Origin of the sequence: Nocardia sp. NPDC059691 (genome assembly GCF_042733915.1) — a bacterium.
GTDB classification, from domain to species: Bacteria; Actinomycetota; Actinomycetes; order Mycobacteriales; family Mycobacteriaceae; genus Nocardia; species Nocardia sichangensis.
In genome coordinates this window covers 85207-103541 of the sequence record NZ_JBHWFB010000021.1, presented here as the reverse complement: position 1 = coordinate 103541, position 18335 = coordinate 85207, and the positions used below count along the sequence as shown (strand labels likewise).

The window sequence follows — 18335 nt, the reverse complement described above, 5'->3', positions numbered from 1 at the left end:
GGTCACGGTTGTCGTGCGCTCGCCGGTCGCCGCCGCGATCGGTCCGCGACGGCCGACCGGCAGCTCATGGTCGGGGGGTCGCGGCGGCGAGTTTCTCGACGGCGTCGACCGCTGCGGGCACGCCGTTCTCCTTCGCGGCCGTGTGGCCGACCTCTGCCGCTCGCTGCCGCACCTGGGGCGTCAAGACCTGCGCCAACGCGCGATGCAGACGATCGGTGGTGATCGTGCGATACGGGAAGGTCGCTCCGATGCCGAGCGCGGCGATGCGCCAGCCGTAGAAGAATTGATCGCTGTGCACCGGGATCACCACGGCCGGGATCCCCGCTCGCACCACGTCATGGGTGTTGCCGCTGCCGCCGTGGTGCACCACCGCGGAGCACCGCGGCAGGACGCGGTCGTAGTCGAACGAATCGATGATCAGCAGGCTGCGGTCGGCGCTGAACCCTTTCGGGAATCCCTCGCCTTTCACCGTAACGAGTGCCCGCGCGCCCAAGCGCGCGCAGACCGTCGCGATCATCTCGCGGCATTCCACCGGATCCAGCACGGGCATTCCGGTCATGCAGAAATAGATGGGCGGCGACTCTTCGTCCAGCCACGCGTCGAGCCCCGGATCGATGACCGCTTCGCCCCAGGCGTCACGCAGCGGCTGCGGCAGAACGGAAGCGCCCACGATCGTCGCGCGGTCCGGCCAATCGTGCGGCTTGGGCAACAGCACCGGGCTCACCATGTGGACCAGCGGTATCCGCTCCGCACGCAGGCGCCGGAAAGGATTGCGCGGCCTGCCTGGCAGGCCCATGTGACGGCGCAATTGCCGGTCGACCTTGCGATACAGGAACGTATAGGACCATTCGAACAGGCTGTAGCTCGCCCGTGACAGCGTGCGCGACGAGGTCATGTTCTTCGCCATGAACGACGACGGGAACTCATCGGTGCGTTCGAGCGGATAGGGCAGGCAGCCAAGTACCGGCGTCCCGGTCTTCTCACGGAACTCCATCGCCCACGGCAGCGTCGACGCGCAGGCGACGACGACGTCCGCGGACGTGCAGGCGCGCAGGAGTACCTCGTGCATCGCGACACCGCGCTCACCTTCGATGATCCGCACCGTGTCGAGCATGATGCGCACGAACGGCAGCGTCTTGCCGGAGGCCAGCGCCCGCTTGGCCGCGGTCGTCTCGAGCAGTTCGGCGGCGTCGAAGGGAATCACATGGGGTTCGAAGCCCGCGTTGCGCACGATCTGCGCTTGATTGCGGGTGGCGGTGATGTCCACCTCGTGACCGCGGGCGCGAAATTCCTGCGCCAACGCGAGATATGGTTGATGATCGCCCCGGGTACCTGCGGGCAACAAGGCCACACGCATACTATCGACTTCCGCTCGTGCACTGGGCTCGTCCGGCCGAATCCCACGAATCGGCCGACATCTGGTTCGTTGTCGGGGTCCGCCTCCCGCGGACGTCCCGCTCGCTCGACAGAGTTCGGAACGGTACTCGGCCCCCCGCCGTTCTCAACGGGCCGATTGCCTGTCTGCAGAATCGAGAGTTGGTCCTTTCGTTCGAACGATGAGCCGACGGACCGCGCCGAACCCGGCGTGGTCGGTTCCGCGAAACCGGCGCAGGCCAGTATCCCGGCTCGACCGGGCGTCGTCCAGACTAGGCGCGGACCGGGGTGCTTTCTTCTCAGTGCTGGGAGGTAGCGGCCCTGGAACCCACGGCCGAGCCGACCGGAAAACAAGGGGCGTCAAGCGGATCCGGCGCGCTACGGTGCCCGGATGCGCGATACCGACGATTACTTCGGCGAGCAGGTCGCGGCCACCTATGACGAGTCCTCGGCCGCGATGTTCGAGCCGGGCGTCGTCGACCCGGCGGTGACCTTTTTGGCAGAGTCGGCCGAAGATGGCCCGGCCTTGGAATTCGGCATCGGAACGGGGCGGATCGCCTTGCCGCTCGCCGCGCGCGGAGTTCCCGTGCACGGCATCGATACGTCACCCGCGATGCTCGCCCGGTTGCGTGCCAAGGCCGGCGGCGACGAGATCGCCGTGACCATCGGAGATTTCGCGTCCACGAAGCTGACGTCACGATTCTCGCTGGTCTACCTGGTGTTCAACACGATCATGAACGTGACCACCCAGGCGGGTCAGGTCGCCTGCTTCCGCAATGCGGCGGCCCACCTCCGACCCAGCGGCCGCTTCGTCGTCGAAGTCATGATGCCCGGACTGCGCGGGCTGGCGCCCGGCCGCAACACGGTGCTGTCTCGGACCGGATCGTCGAAATGGGCCTACGACGAGTACGACATCGCCACGCAGACGATGAGTTCGAACTACCTCGAGGTCGTCGAGGGACGCGGCAGCTACCGATCGATTCCGTTCCGCTACGTGTGGCCCGCGGAATTGGACCTGATGGCCGAGATCGCCGGCCTGCGGCTGGATGCGCGGTGGGACGGGTGGACACGCGAACCGTTCACCAGCGAGAGCCGCGGACACGTCTCCGTCTGGCAGAAGCCCGGCGGCTGAGCCCGGCGCTGCGGGTTGGGTCGTCGTCCGGGGCGACGTGTCCTCGCCGTTGGTGGGTCGAACGCGCGGAACGCGCTGGGGCGTACCGATCCCGTCACCACACACGATAAGGCACGGTGGCGGTGTAGCCGGTGGTGCGGTCCAGGAGGACGGTCAACCGCAACTGCCAATAGCCGGGGAGGGCAACGCGCACCGGTTGGGAAACGAAATAGTGCGGGCCCAGTTCGACGGGCTCGATCCGTCGGAAGGGAACGTCGATGGGGACCGAGGCATCGCCGGCACGGGTCAGTCGGCCGGTGACGGCGGAGGCGTCGATCGGGGTACCGCTCGCGTCGCGCAGGTGGACGGTCAGCTCTTGTTCGCCCGCACCGGCGCCGTCGACGGTGACCTCGGCTCGTGCCCGGCCGAGGTCGGCGGTCACCGTGATCCGCGGGTCGTAGGCGTCCCTGGCCGGTGTCGTGCCCGCGAGGACGCCGGTCACCACCAGAACGGCTGCCAGAAGGACGAATTCGAGGCGCAGCGCCGAGTGCGGAACGCGGCCGCGAACGATTCGTCGCGCGGCGAGCACCACACCGGCCGCGGCGAGCGCCAGCGCCGATTTGAGCAGCAGGAGCCGACCCCACGACGTCGTCCACAGTGCCGCGAGCGGGTCGACCGAGCGGAGGCTCTGATAGACGCCGGTCAGCACGAGCGCGGTGACGGCGGCGATCGCGACGCGGCCGAAGCGCGGGAGCAGGGCGGAGCGGTCGGGCCGCCGCCGGACCGCGACCGCCAGCACGACGGCACCCACCCACAACGCCATCGCGAGCACATGGACCGCGGTGGAGAACAATGCGGCGGGTCGGTCTCCCCCTGCCAGGGCGTGGCCCGACCCCGCCGTCGCCACGACGATCACCGCTCCCGCGACGGCGATCACTTTCGGTCGCGACCGACCGGCCGCGAGCGCGGCACCGGCGACAGCGCGCACCACGGCCGCCGCACCCGGCGAGGATGTGAGAGCCTGCGCCCACACCTGTGGATGGGCCCAGCCGTCGGGGCCGGTGAGGCGAGCCGGTGTCATGGCGAGCCCGAGCAGCGAGACGGCGACGACGGTGACCGCCCCTATTCCGGTCAGTTGCGCGACCAGCGCCGTCCTGGTCCCCGCACGCCACACCAGCAGCGTCACCCCGGGGACGCCGACCGCGAGCACCACACCGAGATATCCGACGGCGGTGAGCATCCTGGCTACGCCGTCGGCGGTGACCGCGATCGGATCACGAGGTGGATCGCCGAGGGTCAGGTCGGGCGGCACCCGGATACCGAACACACTGGAACCGCTGACCGTGTGACCGTCCGCGGACAGCACCACCCAGCTCAGCAGATACGTCCCAGTGGGCAGCTCGGGCCGCACTCCGACCGCGACGGCACGGCCGCCGTCGGCGGCCGACACCGCCTCGGTGTCGACCCGGCGGCCGTCCTTGTCGGAGACGGTGACACCGGCGCCCGCCGCCGTCACCGGTTCGTCGAAACGCACCGTCACCCGCGTCGGAGCGTCCGGGACGGTCGCACCGTACGCGGGGTCGGTGGCGACGAGCACGGCATGCGCCGACGCGACCGCCGACGGAGCCAGTAATACGGCCGCGACCGCGAACAGCCCGGCCAGCAGTGCGCGTGCCAGGACCGTCACCGGCTGCGCGCGCCGCGCACGAACGGCGCCGCCGCCAGAGCCAGCGCGCCGAGCGCCACCACCAGCGCGATCCAATCGACCCATCCACCGGAATCCGAATTCCGCGGATCTACAGGCGATTGCGCGGACGCCGCCGCGGTGGCGCCGGGCGCCTCGTGCCCGCTGTGGCCGGATTCGGCGCTCAGACGCACCACCGGAGCCGGTTTGTCGGGCGGTGTCCCGTCGGTGCTGCGTTCGATCCAGGAGACCACGGTGCCGTCGCTGTAGGTCTGGATCGCGGGCAGCGCGAGTTCCCGGACATCCGGCAGCGGACCGAGCAGCAGCCGGAATTCCCCGAATTCCCCAGGCCGCACGGCGGACCCGGGTTGCGCGGTGAACGTCACCGACGACACGGCCGAGGTCACCGTGGCGCCGTGCCCGTTGTCGATCGGCGCGGGTAGCGTGGTGCGGCGCGTCGACACATCCCATCCGGGTGTCGTGGCGGTGCGTACGACGGCGAGCGGATGGTCCAGGGGCAGGCCGACTTCCAGCCGCACGGTGCCCGCCGTCTCGGATTCCGTGGGAACCCGCAGCGTGACCACGCTGTACCCGCCGGGGGCCGCGTCCGGTGCGCCGGCCGTGACGTGCGCGGCCGCGATTCCCGGTCCGGCGCACAGCCCGGCCAGCACCATCGCGGCCGTGGCGGCCAGACGTCTCACTGCGAACCTCCCTGTCGTTCTCCGAGTTCCCGCGCCGCGGCCGTGATGCGCGCGGCGTCGACGAGCGTGATGGCCCGCCCTTCGTGCGCCACCACGACCGGCCCGGAATGGCCGGAGATCCGGGCGGCGGCGCGGGTCAGCGGTTCCGTGGTGCCCGCCACCGGCAGCGGCGGTGCCAGATGAGCGATGACGGGGTCGTCGTCCGGCGCACCGGCCAGCGTCGTCGCGACCGCCGCGCCGAGGATTTCCGGTACCACGACCGGTCCGGTCTCGTCGCGCAGCAACAGCACCGGAAGCGCGGGTGCCGCGCCGAGCAGCGTTCGAGCGTGGGCGACGGTCGCATCCGACGGGATGGTGCGCGGACTTCCGGCGACCTCGCCCACCACATCGGCCACCGTCGGTCCGGTCACTCGGTCGCGCAGCGCGAAGCCGAAACGGCCGAGCCACTGGTCGTCGAAATATTTGGTGAGATAGGAGCGACCGGAGTCCGGGGCGATGACGACCACCACGTCGTCCGACCGCAGTGTCCGCGCGACCCGCAGGGCGGCGGCGATCGCGGTTCCCGACGATCCGCCCAGCAACAGCCCCTCCTCGCGGGCGAGGCGATGCAGCACCTCCAGCGCCTCCGGGTCACCGATCCGCTCGATGTGATCCACGACGGCGGGGTGATACGAGGTGGGCCACTGGTCGTCCTCGGTGTCGGGATGCCGGTAGTGTCCGACGGATTCGACGTACCAGGCACGACCGTCGCCGCCGCCGTAGACGGAGGTCTCCGGGTCGGCGCCGATCACGCGGACGGCGCCCCCGGACACCTCTTTGAGGTACTCGCCCGCGCCGGTGACGGTGCCGCCGGTACCAACGCCCGCGACGTAGTGGGTGATTCGCCCGCCGGTCTGGGCCCAGATCTCCGGACCCGTCGTCCGGTGATGCGCCGCCGGATTCGCGGGATTGTCGTACTGCCCGGCGAACCACGCGCCCGGGATCTCGGCGGCCAGCCGGGTCGCGACCGTGCGCACGTGCTCCGGATGATCGGCCGGCCGCCCGCCCGGGGTCACCCGCACCTGTGCGCCGTAGGCGCGCAACAGCGCGAGCTTCTCCTCGCTGGTCTTGTCCGGCACCACCACGATCGTGCGGTAGCCGCGGGTCGCGGCGATGGCGGTCAACGCGATGCCGGTGTTGCCGGAGGTCGCCTCTACGACCGTGCCGCCGGGCCGCAGCTCACCGGAGGCCTCGGCGGCGTCGATCATCGACCGTGCGGCCCGATCTTTCACGCTGCCCAGCGGATTGAGGTACTCGAGTTTGACGTAAACCGTCGCGGTGATCCCCTCGGTGACCCGGTTCAGCCGGACCAGCGGGGTATTGCCGATCGCGTCGGTGACGGAGTCGAAGACCCCGCTCGTGCGCGGGTGGGTTGCGGTCATGCGACGGCCCTGCCTGTCTCGCCGAGCAGCCGCAGGATCTCGCCTCGCAGCCGCAGATATTCCGGATCGTCGTGCGTGCGGGGCCGGGCCAGTGCGATCGGCACGTCCCGCACCACCTTCCCGGGCCGGGCGGAGAAGACCACGACCCGGTCCGCCAGCCGCAACGCCTCGTCGACGTCGTGGGTGACCAGCACGGCGGTGAACCCGTCCTCCTGCCACAGCCGGACGATCTCGGTCTGCAGCGTGGCGCGGGTGAGCGCGTCGAGCTTGCCGAGCGGCTCGTCGAGCAGAAACAGCCGCGGCCGGTTCACCAGCGCCCGCGCCAACGCCACCCGCTGCGCCATCCCGCCGGACAGCTGCGCCGGATACGTGTCCCGGAAACCGTCGAGACCGACCAGTGCGAGGGCTTCGGCCACCCGGGGCCGGTCCTCGGCCAGGGTGCCGCGAGCCTGCGGTCCGAGCGCGACATTCTGCTCCACGGTCCGCCACGGGAACAATGTCGGATCCTGGAACATCAACGCCCGGTGCGGATCCGGGCCCTCGATCGGCGCACCGTCGGCGCGCAGCACGCCCCGCGACGGCCGCTCGAGTCCCGCGAGCAATCGCAACAAAGTCGACTTGCCGCACCCCGACGGCCCGAGCAACGCGACGAACTGCCCCGCTTCGATCCGCAGGGACACGTCGGTGAGCACCCGCAGCCGGCCCAGTTGCTGGGCGCGGGTCGGTTCGGGTGCGGGCCGCCCGAGCAGGCGCTCGACGACGTTGCGCGGGCGTGCGCCCGCCACCGCGAATTGATGTGAGACCGCATCGATCTCGACCGCGCTGCCGCGTGCCGCGCCGCTCACCATCGCACCAGATCCTTCTCCCAGGCCAGCACGCGGTTGCGGACACGGAACAGCAGCAGCATGAGCGTGCGGCACACCACCACCATGATCACGATCGCCGCGTACATCCGCGGATAGGCCGCCCACCCCTTGGTCCACTGGATGTACCAGCCCAGACCGTTCTTCACGCCGAGCAACTCCGCGACGGCCAGCGCGGCCAGCGAAGCGCCCAGACCCATGAACAGTCCGGTGAAGATGCTCGGCAGAGCGCCGGGCACCGCGACCCGCCAGACGAGGAAATGCTTGGACGCCCCGAGAGTCTGCGCGACATCGAAGTAGCCGCGCGCGACGCCCGCGATGCCCGCGCGGGTGAGCACCGCCACCGGGAACCACACACCGAACGCGACCATGAAGATGCTGCCGCTGTAAGTGGTGGGGAACAGCACCAGCACCACCGGCAGCAGCGTGCCCGCCGGCACCGGGCCGACGGTCTGCAGCACCGGATTACCCCAGTAGGCGGCGAGTTTCGACCAGCCGAGAGCGATGCCGGTGCTCAGGCCCGCGACCGCGCCGATGACGAACCCGACCGCCAGCAGCAGCATCGAATGCCACGTGCTCGACGCGAGCAGGCCCGCGTCGCTGTAGAACACCAGCAGCATCTGCTGCGGCGACGCGAAATGCGGGGGTTGCAGCCACCCGGTCTTGGCGGTGGCGAATTCCCAGAACAGCACCCAGACGCCGAGCACCGCGATCCACGGTGTCCAGTACCGCAGCCGCAGGGTGGCCGCGCGGTCGCGGTAGGCGTAGGCCGCCCACAGCGTGAGCGCCGCCGTCCAGGCGGTGAACAGCCCTCCGGCCGCCAGCGGCGCCGCGACGTCCAGTCCGTCCGGGACCGCGAGCGTGACCACCGCGGTCAGAGCCCACACCGCCCAGGCGAGCGCGAAGCCGAGCGTCGGCGGATAACGTGTCATTCCCGGCGGCCGCGTCGCAGGAGAGGTCGAATCGGCCCGGACGGCGGCGGTGTCGGCCGTTGTCGTCATCGCGGTGTCACCAGTTCAGCCCGAGATCCGCGTAGACCTTGCCGGCCAGCGCGTTCGGATCGGTCTTGCGGTCCAGGTAGCCGGTCTTGGCGAATTTGACGATGCCGGAAGTGATCTCGCTCTCGAGTCGCGCCGCCGACGGGTTGTACCCGTAGGTCTTCAGGATCGCTTCGATGGTCGGTTGGTCCGCCGCGACGTACTTGTTGTCGACTTCGATGGCCGCGGCCTGCGGGATGTTCGCGCCCGCCCATCGGCTGCCCTCGGCCCACGCGGTCACCAGCGCCCGCGCCACGTCCGGGTCCTCGCGCAGCAGCCGCCCGTTGATGGCGGTCGCGCAGCAGTAGAGCTGCCGGTTGGTGCCCTGGGAGTTGTTGGTCAGTTCGCGAGCCTTGCCCTTCAGTGTGGGCAGCAGGCCGTTGGGGTCGCTGGCCGCGATCGCGGCGATGTCACCGCGCACCAGCGCGTCGGTCAGCTGGTCGGCGGCGAAGACCCGCCAGTCGATGTCCTCGCTCGGGTTGATGCCCGCGTCGAGCAGGTCCAAGGAGAAGAACGACATCGCCGAATCGCCGATCGCGCCGACGCCGATCGGCTTGCCCCGCAGCTCGGCGACGGACTTGATCGGGCTGTCGGGGGGCACCACGATGCGCAGGCAGCCCTCGTGCAGCCCGGCGGCGAGTTTGGCGTCGATGCCCTGTTCGATCGGTTTGAGCCAGGAGAAGAAGATGCCCGGCGCCGCGTCGAGTTTGCCCGCGCCCACCGCGTCCTTGATCTCGTCGCCGCCGGTTTTGACGATCTGCACGTCCAATCCGTGCTTCTCGAAGATCTTCTCGTGATGCGCCACGTACAGCGGCGCCTCGCAGACGCCGCCGCCGTAGCCGATCTTCAGGGCGCGGTTCACCCCTCCGGCGCCGGGAGTGCGGCGTGTGGTGAGCCACGCGGCCAGGCCGCCGCCCGCGACCACCGCCGCGGCGATGCCCGCGCCCGCGAACAGCTTGCGCCGCGACAGTGCGGGAGTGTCCGGTTCCGCCGGTGCTGCCAGATCCTCGTCCTCCGGATCCACCGGGGCGGGTGGGTCCGCGGGCGCGGTGAGCGCGTCGTCCGGCTCGCCGCCCTGCTCCGGGGCGTGCTGATCGTCGTTGTCTGCCATGTGCTCGATGCCTTTCCCTGCTGGCCGACGGTTCACCGCGCCCGAGATTCCGGCGGGCCGGGCGCACCGATCAGCCGAAGCGCCGGAGGCTCTCAGGTTCGCAGCAACACCTTCGCGGAGACATATTTCGCGTCAGCGCGATCGAATCCGGCTGCCTTGTCGTCGCAGCGGCGGCGTGGGGGAAGCACAGGCGGTGGTGTTCGCAATTCGGGTGGGATGCCGTCGATCTCGCGCGTTGTCCCGCTTCGGAGGTCCGGTTCACCGACGCGACCGACCAGTGTCGTCTTGCCCGGCCCCGTCGCCGACGGCGGGATCGCGTGGATTGTTCGGCTGGCCGGAGCCGCTTCGGCCGATGGCGTTGCCGCTCGAAAAAGGAAATGCAGCGTACGAATGTCGATTGCGCACATCGGTCACCGATAGCCCGCCACCGCTTCTTTCTCCGGTCGCGCTCGTCCTGGCAGGGCGGTTTGCCACTGCGCCGGGTGCGCGGGCAATATGTGGAGGCTCGACGGTTGCCGCAATAGCTGTTCGCCGCGAACCGTCCTGCGCCGCGAGGGGGACCCCGGTGTTCCGGGGGCGGAACCGATCTGTTATTTACTGGCTACGATTGTTTTTTCGACTGCACGCGCTCGGTAACCGTGAAGGGATTATCTGTATGGCACGCAAGGTCGTCGTGACACTGGTCGATGACTACGACGGCAAGTCTCAGGCCGAGGAAACCGTGTCTTTCGCCGTGGACGGCGTGGCCTACGAGATGGACTTGTCGACGGAGAATGCCGGTCAGTTGCGCGGATTCTTCGAACAATGGGTTCCGTATGCCCGCAAGGTCGGCCGTGCGCGGCGCGGCCGCGGCGGTGTCATGCGGTCGGCGAACGACCGGGAACAAGCCACGGTGATCCGGGAGTGGGCGCGCAAGAACGGCATCGACGTCTCGGCGCGTGGACGTATCTCCGCCGAGGTGGTCGAGGCGTACAAGAAGGCGAACGGGTAGCTCCGGGACAGTTCGTCTCGGTTCGTGACCGTCCTCGCGTCTGCGGGGACGGCCACGGCATTCTTACCGCGCCGCGCCGCGATAACAGCGCTCGACGGGGGTAAACGATCGGTATGACGGTCACGATAGGCGCTCCGAAGCAGGACCTGCCCCGCCCGCGCGGCGAGCTGTCGGAGGCGGTGGTGAAACTGCTGGGCAGCCGACCAGGTGGTTCGGTGCCGGTGCCGGGCTCGGTGGACCCGTACGGCGAAGACCTGCATCTGGCGCTGCACACCTGCTACGAACTGCACTATCACGGTTTCGCGGCCGTCGACGCGGGATGGGAATGGGACCCGGGTCTGCTGGGGCTGCGCGCCGCGCTGGAACAGAGATTCCTGCGCGCGCTGCGCGAGGACGTGCCCGGTGGCGATGATCTCGACGCGGAGCTGGAACGGTTGCTGGTGACGCCCGCCGACCCGGAGGGGTTGAGCCGTTTCCTGCGCGACGAGAGCGAATGGTGGCAGATGCGCGAATATTTCGTGCACCGTTCGATCTATCACCACAAAGAGGCCGACCCCTACGCCTGGGTGATTCCCCGGCTGCGCGGCCAAGCCAAGGCGTCGCTGGTGGCGGTGGAGTTCGACGAGTTCGGAGGCGGGCGCGGCGAGCGCGTGCACGCGCAGCTGTATGCCGATCTGCTGGCGGGCGCCGGGCTCAACCCGGACTATCTGCACTATCTGGATGTGGTGCCCGCGCCGATGCTCGCGCTGATGAACATGATGTCGCTGTTCGGGCTGCACCGGTCGTGGCGGGGCGCGCTGGTGGGGCATTTCGCCACGGTGGAGATCACCTCGCCGCCGGGCGCGCAGCGGCTGGTGGAGGCGCTGGAACGTTTGGCCGCCGACCCCGCGTGTCTGCTGTTCTACCGCGAGCACGTCGAAGCCGACGCGGTGCACGAGCAGGTCATGCGCACCGGCGTGATCGGCGATCTGCTCCGGCGGGAGCCCGAGCTGACCGAGTCGGTGGTATTCGGTATCCAGGTGACGAACCTGCTCGAGGACCGATTCGCCGATCATGTGCTCGAGGCCTGGCGCGCGGGCCGCAGCTCGTTGCGGGAAACCGGCAGCGAGACGGTCAGCGGGGGTGATTGAGTACCGCTGGGCGGGCTATCCGGCGAATGTGATGTTGATTCGACCCCCCGGTGTCTATCCGCCGCAGCTGGACACCTGGCTGCTCGTCCGCGCTCTGTCCGAGGCGGGTGTTCCGAGCGGCGGGCACGCGGTGGACGTGTGTACCGGCACCGGCGCCTTGGCCGTCGCCGCCGCGTACGCGGGAGCCTCGAAGGTGACGGCGGTGGACGTGTCCAGGGCCGCGGTGGTGTCCGCGTGGCTGAACTGCCGGATGCGCGGTATCGAGGCCGAGGTGCTGCGCGGTGATTTCGCCGCGGTCCTCGGCGGGCGCAGTTTCGATCTGGTGCTGGCCAACCCGCCGTATGTCCCGGCCCCCGTGGGGGTCCACACGCGCGGCATCGCTCGTGCGTGGAATGCGGGTTCCGGGGGGAGGGCGGTCCTCGACCAGTTGTGCGTGGCGCTGCCCGCCCTGTTGAAACCGCGTGGTGTCGCGTTGATCGTGCATTCGGCGCTGTCGGATCCGGATACGACGCTGGCCCAGCTGCGCGAGCGAGAATTGAAGGCAGCTGTCGTGGCCAGGGCGACCGTGCCGTTCGGGCCGGTGCTGCGCCGCCGCGCGGACTGGCTGGAATCGGCCGGGCTGATCGGACCCGGCCAGCGTATGGAAGATCTGGTGGTGATCCGTGCCGACCGAATCCGGCAATGAGCAGTGGCGGCGAGTGACGCTCACCGCCGACGGCCCCGCGTTGATCGAGGGCCCGGTCGAGTTCGTCACCGCGGACGGCCGGACGGTGCGCTCCGACCGGTTCCTGGTGGCCTTGTGCCTGTGTAAGCGCTCGAAGAACTACCCGTTCTGCGACACCAGCCACCGTAAGCATCGCCGTTCGTCGTGACCGCGGGTCACTTCGGCGAACGGTCCGAGCGCAGGTCGCGCACGGTGTCGAGCAGCGCCTCGGCCGCGCAGGCGGTGGTCTGCTCGAGCACGTCCTCCGGTTCCCCGTCGAACTGATGGTGCCATGCGCGCACGTCGTGCTCGGTGGCGATCGCGAACCACACCGAGCCCGGCGGCTGTCCGTCCTGCGGGTCGGGACCGCCCGCGCCCGTGACGGCAACGGCGACAACGGCATTCAGCAGGCTCCGGACACCGGTGGCCATCGCTTCGGCCGCGGGACGTGACACGACCGGCACGTCGGGCACCCCGAGAACCGTTCGCTTGACCTCCGAGCTGTAGGCGACGAGCCCGCCGCGAAACCAGGTGGAAGAGTCGGGCGCGGCGCCGAACGTGGCGCACAGCCTGCCCGCGGTGAGCGATTCGGCGACCGCGACGGTGGTTTCCGAGCGCTGCGCCAATTCGGCCAGCTCGTGTGCGTAGTCGTCGGCGTGGGGCATCTTGGTCCTTCCTGTGCTGTCCGCGGCTCACCATACGACCCGCAGAGGGTCCGGCCGCGCGGCGGACGTCGCGGTTTCGGGGGCGCGGCGCCGGGAATGTCGGCAGAGAACCGGCCCCGACGCAAGGAGAAAGCGATGACCACCGACGCGATCGTGCTGCTTCGTGACGACCACAAGGCGATCCGAAAACTCTTCCGGGAGTTCGAGAAAGCAGGCGACGACGCCATCCGGACCAAGGCGAACGTGGTGAACAAGATCATTGAGGCGCTCACCGTGCACACCTATCTCGAGAACGAGTGCATGTACCCCGAGGTGCGCAAGCTCGTCCCCGAGCTCGAGGACGACATCCTGGAGTCCTACGAGGAGCACCACGTCGCCGACGTGCTGGTCAGCGAGCTGGCGACGATGAAGCCCGACGACGAGCACTTCACCGCCAAGACCACCGTGCTGATCGAGAACGTCGACCACCATATCGATGAGGAGGAGAACGAGTGGTTCCCGAAGGTGCGGGAACGCCTGGGACGTAAGCAGCTCCAGGAGATCGGGGCGCGGCTGCAAGAGCTGAGGAAGAAGGCGCCGACCTCGCCCGCGCAGCCGTCGGCTTTGAAGAAGGCCGTCGACGCCGTGCTGGCCTGATCCGGTCGGGGGGGGGGGGGCCCCCCCGGGGGGGCGCCCCCACCCCTCAGTCCTGCACGGTCACCACTGCAAGCCCGGAACCACGCGCGCGACGCGCGCCGCGGGGGAGGGCAGCGCCATGAGCGGCATGATCACCGGCGCCAGCGCGGACAGCGCGCCGCCGGGCGCTTCGGCAGCGGGCGACGGATCGGCCGGACGGCGGTCCGAGCCGCCCCGCGCCGCGCGGGACTCCCCGAACAGCCGGAAGCCCTGGTGCATGATCTGACGCTTCACCGACGGCATCAGCAACTCGACCGCCTGGGCGAAGGTGCCGACGGGCGTGTCGATGCGATGCGGCCGGTCCTCCAGCGCGCGCACCACGATCGCCGCGGCCTGATCCGGATCCGGCACCGGAAGCGAGCGGTACAGGTCGGTCGGGGCGATCATCGGGGTCCGCACCAGCGGCATCCGCACCGAGGTGAACGTGATACCGGCATCCCGGTTCTCCACCGCCGCGATGTCGCTGAAGTTGTCCAGCGCCGACTTGCTCGCCACGTAGGCGGCGAACCGGGGCACCTTGGTCTGCACCGCGATCGAGGAGATGTTGACCACGTGCCCGAAGCGGCGCGCTCGCATCGACGGCAGCAGTCCCAGGATGAGCCGCACGGCGCCGAAGTAGTTCACCGCCATGGTGCGCTCGAAATCGTGCATCCGGTCGGTGGAGTTGAGCACGGAGCGGCGGATCGAACGGCCCGCGTTGTTCACCAGGTAGTCGACGTGGCCGTGGTCGTCGAGGACGCACTGCACGAGCTTCTCGACCGCTTCGGAGTCGGTGATGTCGCACGGGTAGGTATGCGCGACACCGCCCTCCGCGCGCACCGCCTCGGCGGCGGCCGCCAGGTCGTCGTGACCGCGGGCGACCATGAGGACCGTGGCGCCGCGCCGGGCGACGGCGTGCGCGGTGGCCAGTCCGATACCGGAGGACGCTCCGGTGATGAGCACGACCCGCCCGGCGAGCGGGTCACCGGTGACCGACACGCGGCCGCGCTGCGGGTCGAGGTGGTCGCGCCAGTACTGCCACAACCGCTCGGCGTAGCTGTCGAACGACGGGACGGTCAGACCGGAGCCGCGCAGCTGGGCGCGGGTCGAATCGCTGATGAACTCCGCGGAGAACGAGGTGTGCGGAGCGACTTCGGCCGGGATGCCCACCTGCTCGAGCAGGAAATCGCGCACGGTGGTGACGCCGGGGATGTGCGCGAGGCCGCTGAGCGCCAAACCGCTGCCCGGCACCGTTCCCACGCCGGTCGGGGCGCCCGCCGCGGCGGCGAGCGCGCGATACACCTCCCCGAAGGGCTGCGGCTCGGGGTTGACCAGGTGGAAGGTGCGTCCGTCCAGGCCGGGGCGACGGATCAGTTCGCTCATGGCGGCCGAGACGTAGTCGACCGGAACGATATTCGTGGCGCCGAGATCGGGCAGCGGCAACGGCAGATCGGACGGCAGCGTGGCCAGCCGCGCGATCGCGCCGAAGAAGTAGTAGGGGCCGTCGATCTTGTCCATCTCGCCGGTGCGGGAATCGCCCACGACGATCGCGGGCCGATAGACCCGCCAGCGCACGCCGCGCGCCTGGCGGACGAGTTTCTCGGCGGCGAACTTGGTGCGGTGATACGGCGAGGTCAGCTGCTGTCCGAGGTCGAAGTCCTCCTCGAAGAACTTGCCTTTGTGGTCGCCCGCCACCGCCACGGAAGACACGTGGTGCAGCACCGCGCCCAGCTCGCGAGCCAGCGCCAGCACCGAGCGCGTGCCGGTGACGTTCGCCGCGTGCGCGGTGTCCTCGTCGGCCGTCATGTCGTAGACCGCGCCCAGATGAACGATGTGGTCGGCCCGTGGCGCTTCGCACGCCAAACCGAGCCCTTCGGCGGTGAGATCGCCGATCAGCGCGTAGACCCGCTCGGCGCCGCGCCAGCCCGCCGCGATGTCGGTGAATTTGCCCAGTGACGTCTCACGCACCAGCACGTGGACGATCGCCTCGGCGTCGTTGTCCAGCAGGTCTTGCACAACCCGCCTGCCCAGGAAACCGGTCCCGCCCGTCACGATGTAAGTGGCCATCGCACTCTCCTGCTGTTCAGTCGAACCTTGTTGTCGCACAATTCATCCGGCATGCGGCAATGGATGCGGACAGCGTCGATTCGGCCCCCAGCGACAGACGTCGGGCCGAAAGTAGGAACACCTTCGTCCTGACTTATTACTCAACAGTAATCGACCGCGTGCGGCCCCGGCAAGCGATCATGACCCGTTCACCCTGTGGGACTGGTCACCGTCGGCGCAGGTCAAACGGTATGTGTTACAAAGATTTCCAGTTACCCGAGTTCTGGTCGAGTGTCCAGCAACTGGGCAGCGTCCGGTCTCGCTACTTCTTCTCGACGCGGGCGGGTGGCGTCTGCAGCGGAGGCTTGTCGCGCAGAAACGTCTCGAAGGCGTCCAAGTCGGTCGGGCCCACCGCGGTATCGGCTCCCTCGGTGAAGACGGTGAATCCGTCGCCTCCCGAAGCCAGGAAGTTGTTGGTCGTGATGCGATACGTCGCGACGGGATTCAGTGGCTGACCTGCGATGCGGACGCTGTCGGCGATCACCTTCGCGCCTGTGGGGGCGGTGTCGGAATAGGTATAGCTGATCCCCGCCGGAGACAGAATGGTCGATTTGCCGGAGTTGTTCCACTGCTGTTCCAGCAGGCGCAGGATCTGGCTGCCGGTCAGCGTGAGCGTGACGACCTGGTTGCCGAACGGTTGGACGGTGTAGAGGTCGCCATAAGTGACCGGCCCCTGCTTCAGATCGGCGCGCACGCCACCGGGGTTCATGAAGGCGGCGACGGCGGCGGCCGGACCCGCCGTGACCGACAGCATGGAATCGGCGATCACGTCGCCCAGGGGCGAGGTGCCCGCCGGTCCCGGGTCGTGCGGGAGGGCGTTCGCGGCCGCGCCGACGACGCGGCCCGCGCGCGGCCGGGACTGCTCGGTGTAGAAATCGATCAGCGCGGTCGTCTGAGCGTCGGGTGTCACCTCGCGGGTCACCACGCGGTTGACCGCCGAGGCCTGCACGCCGTCGCCGCCGAAACGCAGCGTGACGTCGGTGACGAGCCGCCCGTACGAGGCGGCCTGGGTGATCACCTTGCCGCCGATGGTGCACACATAGGGCTGGTGGCTGTGGGCGGTGAACACCGCCCGGACCGCGGGGTCGATCCGCTCGGCCAGTCCCGTCACGTTCGGGGTGACGTTCGCACAGCCGTTGTAGTCCAGGGCCGCGTTCCGCTCCGGCCGCTGGGAACCGCCGTCGTGCACCAGCGCCACGATCGCTTCGGCGCCCGCCGCCTTCAACTCCGGCACGTAGCGATTGATCGCGGCGGCTTCGTCGCCGAAGTGGAAGCCCCGGATGCCTTCGGGCAGAACGATGCTCGCGGTTTCGGGCGTGACCGTGCCGACTACGCCGATCCGATGGCCGCCCACCTCGAGCATGGTCCACGGGCGCAGCGCGGGCGGTGGGTTGCCCTGCGCGTCGATGACGTTCGCCGCGAGATACGGAAATTTCGCGCCGGTGAACGGAGCGCCGGGAGAACATCCGTCGAAGGCGCACCCGCCTTGTTGCAAGCGCGCCAATTCCAGCACGCCGTCGTCGAATTCGTGGTTGCCGACTGCGGACGCGGCCACTCCCACGTTGTCGAGGAAGTCGATCGTCGGCTCGTCGTGGAACAGGCTGGAGATCAGCGGGCTGGCCCCGATGTTGTCGCCGGCCGCCACCACCGCGCTGGACGGATAGGCGGCCTTCAGCCGGGCGAGATGAGTGGCGAGATACGCGGCTCCGCCCGCGTCGTATTGCGCGATCCTGCCGTTGGACCCGCTCGGCGGCTGCAGATTGCCGTGCAGATCGTTGAAGCCGAACAGGTGCACCTCGTCCGGTTGCGCCGCACGCAGGTCGTTCGTCGAGATCAACGGCACGATCCCGGCCGCCGTCGAGGAGCCGGGACCGGCGCCGGGGTCGGACGTCGTGCCGCAACCCCCCACCAGACCGACACCGACAAGACCGGCAAGAACCACGGCGATGCGGCGACGCGCTCTCATATCACGACTGTCCCACGTCGGCGACGGTCGCGCACAACAGCCGAAATGCCGCCTGCCGCACGGCGATGCGCCGCGCCCGATCCCGCTACTGCGCGGCCGGGAATTCCTCGGCGAGTTCCTCGAAGACCGCGGTGTTCATCGCGAAGGCGCGCCTGCCCTCGTCGAGCACGCGGCGGCGCTCCAGGTCGTCGAGCGGCAGCCGGTCGAGCAGGGCACGGTATTCCCGCTTGAACGCGGCGGGATTGCCGACTCCGTCGAAGACGTAGAAGCGGACGCCGTCGCCGCGATGCGGTAGGTCCCACAGCTTCTCCGCGGTGCCGCGGATGACCTGTCCGCCGGACAGGTCGCCGAGGTAGCGGGTGTAGTGGTGGGCGATGTACCCGGCGGGCCAGTCGCGCGCGCACTCGTCGATGCGTTCGGCGTAGGCGGCGGTGGCGGGCAGCGGCTCCAAGCCGGTTCGCCAGCCGGAGCCGAGCAGATGCGTGAGGTCGCGCTCGAGTTCCGCCGTCCGGGCCAGCTCGGGCCGGATGAACGGCCCGGCCACCGGGTCGTCGGCCAGCGCCGCCCACCGCTGTTCGAGCGCGCGGTAGATGAACCAGAGCTGGCCGGTGTAGCGGTGATACGAGTCGACGCCGAGCGATCCGCCGAGCATGTCGCTCATGAAGCGGGAGTTCTCCGCCTCCGCATGCTGTTGCGCGGTGGCGGTGCGGATCTGCGCCGAGAACGGTACTGCCTCCGACATGTCCGGACCACCTCACCTCACAGCGGGGCCGCCACCGAATCGCGGGCCCTGACCAGTTCGATAAGAGATTACCGGT

General features: G+C 69.5%; 17 protein-coding genes. 6 read left to right on the top strand and 11 right to left on the bottom strand.

All coding sequences use genetic code 11. The features are described from left to right. Positions 1-64 precede the first annotated feature (64 nt). Positions 65-1357, bottom strand: a complete 1293-nt coding sequence (locus ACFV2O_RS34305) for a glycosyltransferase (RefSeq protein WP_379255802.1) — start codon at positions 1355-1357, stop codon at positions 65-67. Positions 1358-1765: 408 nt separating this feature from the next. Between ACFV2O_RS34305 and ACFV2O_RS34300 the strand changes: the two genes are divergently transcribed. Continuing rightward, a complete protein-coding gene (locus tag ACFV2O_RS34300) occupies positions 1766-2506 on the top strand; it encodes a class I SAM-dependent DNA methyltransferase (RefSeq protein ID WP_379255800.1) in 741 nt (246 codons plus the stop codon). A gap of 94 nt (positions 2507-2600) precedes the next feature. On the opposite strand, the gene ACFV2O_RS34295 is transcribed toward ACFV2O_RS34300, so the two are convergent. Genes ACFV2O_RS34295 through ACFV2O_RS34270 form a run of 6 tightly spaced genes read right to left on the bottom strand, consistent with a single transcriptional unit; the run spans position 2601 to position 9302 of the window. After that, positions 2601-4172 carry a copper resistance protein CopC gene (locus ACFV2O_RS34295; protein WP_379255799.1) on the bottom strand — a complete coding sequence of 524 codons (1572 nt, stop codon included), beginning with the start codon at positions 4170-4172 and terminating at the stop codon, positions 2601-2603. After that, positions 4169-4870, bottom strand: a complete 702-nt coding sequence (locus ACFV2O_RS34290; protein WP_379255797.1) for a YcnI family protein — start codon at positions 4868-4870, stop codon at positions 4169-4171. Before ACFV2O_RS34290 ends, ACFV2O_RS34295 begins: the two co-directional genes overlap by 4 nt. Continuing rightward, complete coding sequence (locus tag ACFV2O_RS34285; protein WP_379255796.1) at positions 4867-6291, bottom strand: PLP-dependent cysteine synthase family protein; 1425 nt, start codon at positions 6289-6291, stop codon at positions 4867-4869. The genes ACFV2O_RS34290 and ACFV2O_RS34285 overlap by 4 nt, the downstream gene beginning before the upstream one ends. After that, positions 6288-7139, bottom strand: coding sequence for an ABC transporter ATP-binding protein (locus tag ACFV2O_RS34280; protein WP_379255795.1), 852 nt, complete (start codon positions 7137-7139; stop codon positions 6288-6290). The genes ACFV2O_RS34285 and ACFV2O_RS34280 overlap by 4 nt, the downstream gene beginning before the upstream one ends. After that, entirely contained in the window at positions 7133-8155 is a 1023-nt protein-coding gene (locus ACFV2O_RS34275) for an ABC transporter permease (RefSeq protein WP_379255793.1), read from the bottom strand. Before ACFV2O_RS34275 ends, ACFV2O_RS34280 begins: the two co-directional genes overlap by 7 nt. A gap of 7 nt (positions 8156-8162) precedes the next feature. After that, positions 8163-9302 carry an ABC transporter substrate-binding protein gene (locus ACFV2O_RS34270; RefSeq protein ID WP_379255792.1) on the bottom strand — a complete coding sequence of 380 codons (1140 nt, stop codon included), beginning with the start codon at positions 9300-9302 and terminating at the stop codon, positions 8163-8165. Positions 9303-9957: 655 nt separating this feature from the next. Between ACFV2O_RS34270 and ACFV2O_RS34265 the strand changes: the two genes are divergently transcribed. From ACFV2O_RS34265 to ACFV2O_RS34250, 4 genes are all read left to right on the top strand, one after another. Continuing rightward, entirely contained in the window at positions 9958-10293 is a 336-nt protein-coding gene (locus ACFV2O_RS34265; protein ID WP_355080564.1) for an Lsr2 family protein, read from the top strand. A gap of 113 nt (positions 10294-10406) precedes the next feature. Beyond that, complete coding sequence (locus tag ACFV2O_RS34260) at positions 10407-11423, top strand: iron-containing redox enzyme family protein (RefSeq protein ID WP_379255789.1); 1017 nt, start codon at positions 10407-10409, stop codon at positions 11421-11423. A 31-nt stretch (positions 11424-11454) separates the two neighbouring features. Continuing rightward, positions 11455-12108: a HemK2/MTQ2 family protein methyltransferase gene (locus ACFV2O_RS34255; protein WP_379255787.1), complete on the top strand. Its 654-nt coding sequence runs from the start codon at positions 11455-11457 to the stop codon at positions 12106-12108. After that, positions 12086-12295, top strand: a complete 210-nt coding sequence (locus ACFV2O_RS34250; protein ID WP_355080570.1) for a CDGSH iron-sulfur domain-containing protein — start codon at positions 12086-12088, stop codon at positions 12293-12295. Before ACFV2O_RS34255 ends, ACFV2O_RS34250 begins: the two co-directional genes overlap by 23 nt. A gap of 7 nt (positions 12296-12302) precedes the next feature. Here ACFV2O_RS34250 and ACFV2O_RS34245 read toward each other — a convergent pair whose 3' ends face one another. Beyond that, positions 12303-12791, bottom strand: coding sequence for a CinA family protein (locus ACFV2O_RS34245; protein ID WP_355080571.1), 489 nt, complete (start codon positions 12789-12791; stop codon positions 12303-12305). A gap of 135 nt (positions 12792-12926) precedes the next feature. Between ACFV2O_RS34245 and ACFV2O_RS34240 the strand changes: the two genes are divergently transcribed. Continuing rightward, positions 12927-13427, top strand: coding sequence for a hemerythrin domain-containing protein (locus ACFV2O_RS34240; protein ID WP_379255785.1), 501 nt, complete (start codon positions 12927-12929; stop codon positions 13425-13427). A gap of 60 nt (positions 13428-13487) precedes the next feature. On the opposite strand, the gene ACFV2O_RS34235 is transcribed toward ACFV2O_RS34240, so the two are convergent. From ACFV2O_RS34235 to ACFV2O_RS34225, 3 genes are all read right to left on the bottom strand, one after another. Then, positions 13488-15512, bottom strand: coding sequence for an SDR family oxidoreductase (locus ACFV2O_RS34235; RefSeq protein ID WP_355078512.1), 2025 nt, complete (start codon positions 15510-15512; stop codon positions 13488-13490). Between the two features lie 301 nt (positions 15513-15813). Next, complete coding sequence (locus ACFV2O_RS34230) at positions 15814-17517, bottom strand: bifunctional metallophosphatase/5'-nucleotidase (protein WP_379255783.1); 1704 nt, start codon at positions 17515-17517, stop codon at positions 15814-15816. A gap of 85 nt (positions 17518-17602) precedes the next feature. Then, positions 17603-18259, bottom strand: a complete 657-nt coding sequence (locus ACFV2O_RS34225; RefSeq protein ID WP_355078510.1) for a biliverdin-producing heme oxygenase — start codon at positions 18257-18259, stop codon at positions 17603-17605. Positions 18260-18335 lie beyond the last annotated feature (76 nt).

Excerpts from the sequence above, each read along its gene's own strand:
- ACFV2O_RS34235 (WP_355078512.1), bottom strand. The coding sequence starts at position 15,512 with ATGGCCACTTACATCGTGACGGGCGGGACCGGTTTCCTGGGCAGGCGG.
- ACFV2O_RS34255 (WP_379255787.1), top strand. The coding sequence starts at position 11,455 with ATGTTGATTCGACCCCCCGGTGTCTATCCGCCGCAGCTGGACACCTGG.
- ACFV2O_RS34305 (WP_379255802.1), bottom strand. The coding sequence starts at position 1,357 with ATGCGTGTGGCCTTGTTGCCCGCAGGTACCCGGGGCGATCATCAACCA.
- ACFV2O_RS34230 (WP_379255783.1), bottom strand. The coding sequence starts at position 17,517 with ATGAGAGCGCGTCGCCGCATCGCCGTGGTTCTTGCCGGTCTTGTCGGT.
- ACFV2O_RS34260 (WP_379255789.1), top strand. The coding sequence starts at position 10,407 with ATGACGGTCACGATAGGCGCTCCGAAGCAGGACCTGCCCCGCCCGCGC.
- ACFV2O_RS34280 (WP_379255795.1), bottom strand. The coding sequence starts at position 7,139 with ATGGTGAGCGGCGCGGCACGCGGCAGCGCGGTCGAGATCGATGCGGTC.
- ACFV2O_RS34285 (WP_379255796.1), bottom strand. The coding sequence starts at position 6,291 with ATGACCGCAACCCACCCGCGCACGAGCGGGGTCTTCGACTCCGTCACC.
- ACFV2O_RS34300 (WP_379255800.1), top strand. The coding sequence starts at position 1,766 with ATGCGCGATACCGACGATTACTTCGGCGAGCAGGTCGCGGCCACCTAT.
- ACFV2O_RS34265 (WP_355080564.1), top strand. The coding sequence starts at position 9,958 with ATGGCACGCAAGGTCGTCGTGACACTGGTCGATGACTACGACGGCAAG.
- ACFV2O_RS34245 (WP_355080571.1), bottom strand. The coding sequence starts at position 12,791 with ATGCCCCACGCCGACGACTACGCACACGAGCTGGCCGAATTGGCGCAG.
- ACFV2O_RS34240 (WP_379255785.1), top strand. The coding sequence starts at position 12,927 with ATGACCACCGACGCGATCGTGCTGCTTCGTGACGACCACAAGGCGATC.
- ACFV2O_RS34270 (WP_379255792.1), bottom strand. The coding sequence starts at position 9,302 with ATGGCAGACAACGACGATCAGCACGCCCCGGAGCAGGGCGGCGAGCCG.
- ACFV2O_RS34225 (WP_355078510.1), bottom strand. The coding sequence starts at position 18,259 with ATGTCGGAGGCAGTACCGTTCTCGGCGCAGATCCGCACCGCCACCGCG.
- ACFV2O_RS34275 (WP_379255793.1), bottom strand. The coding sequence starts at position 8,155 with ATGACGACAACGGCCGACACCGCCGCCGTCCGGGCCGATTCGACCTCT.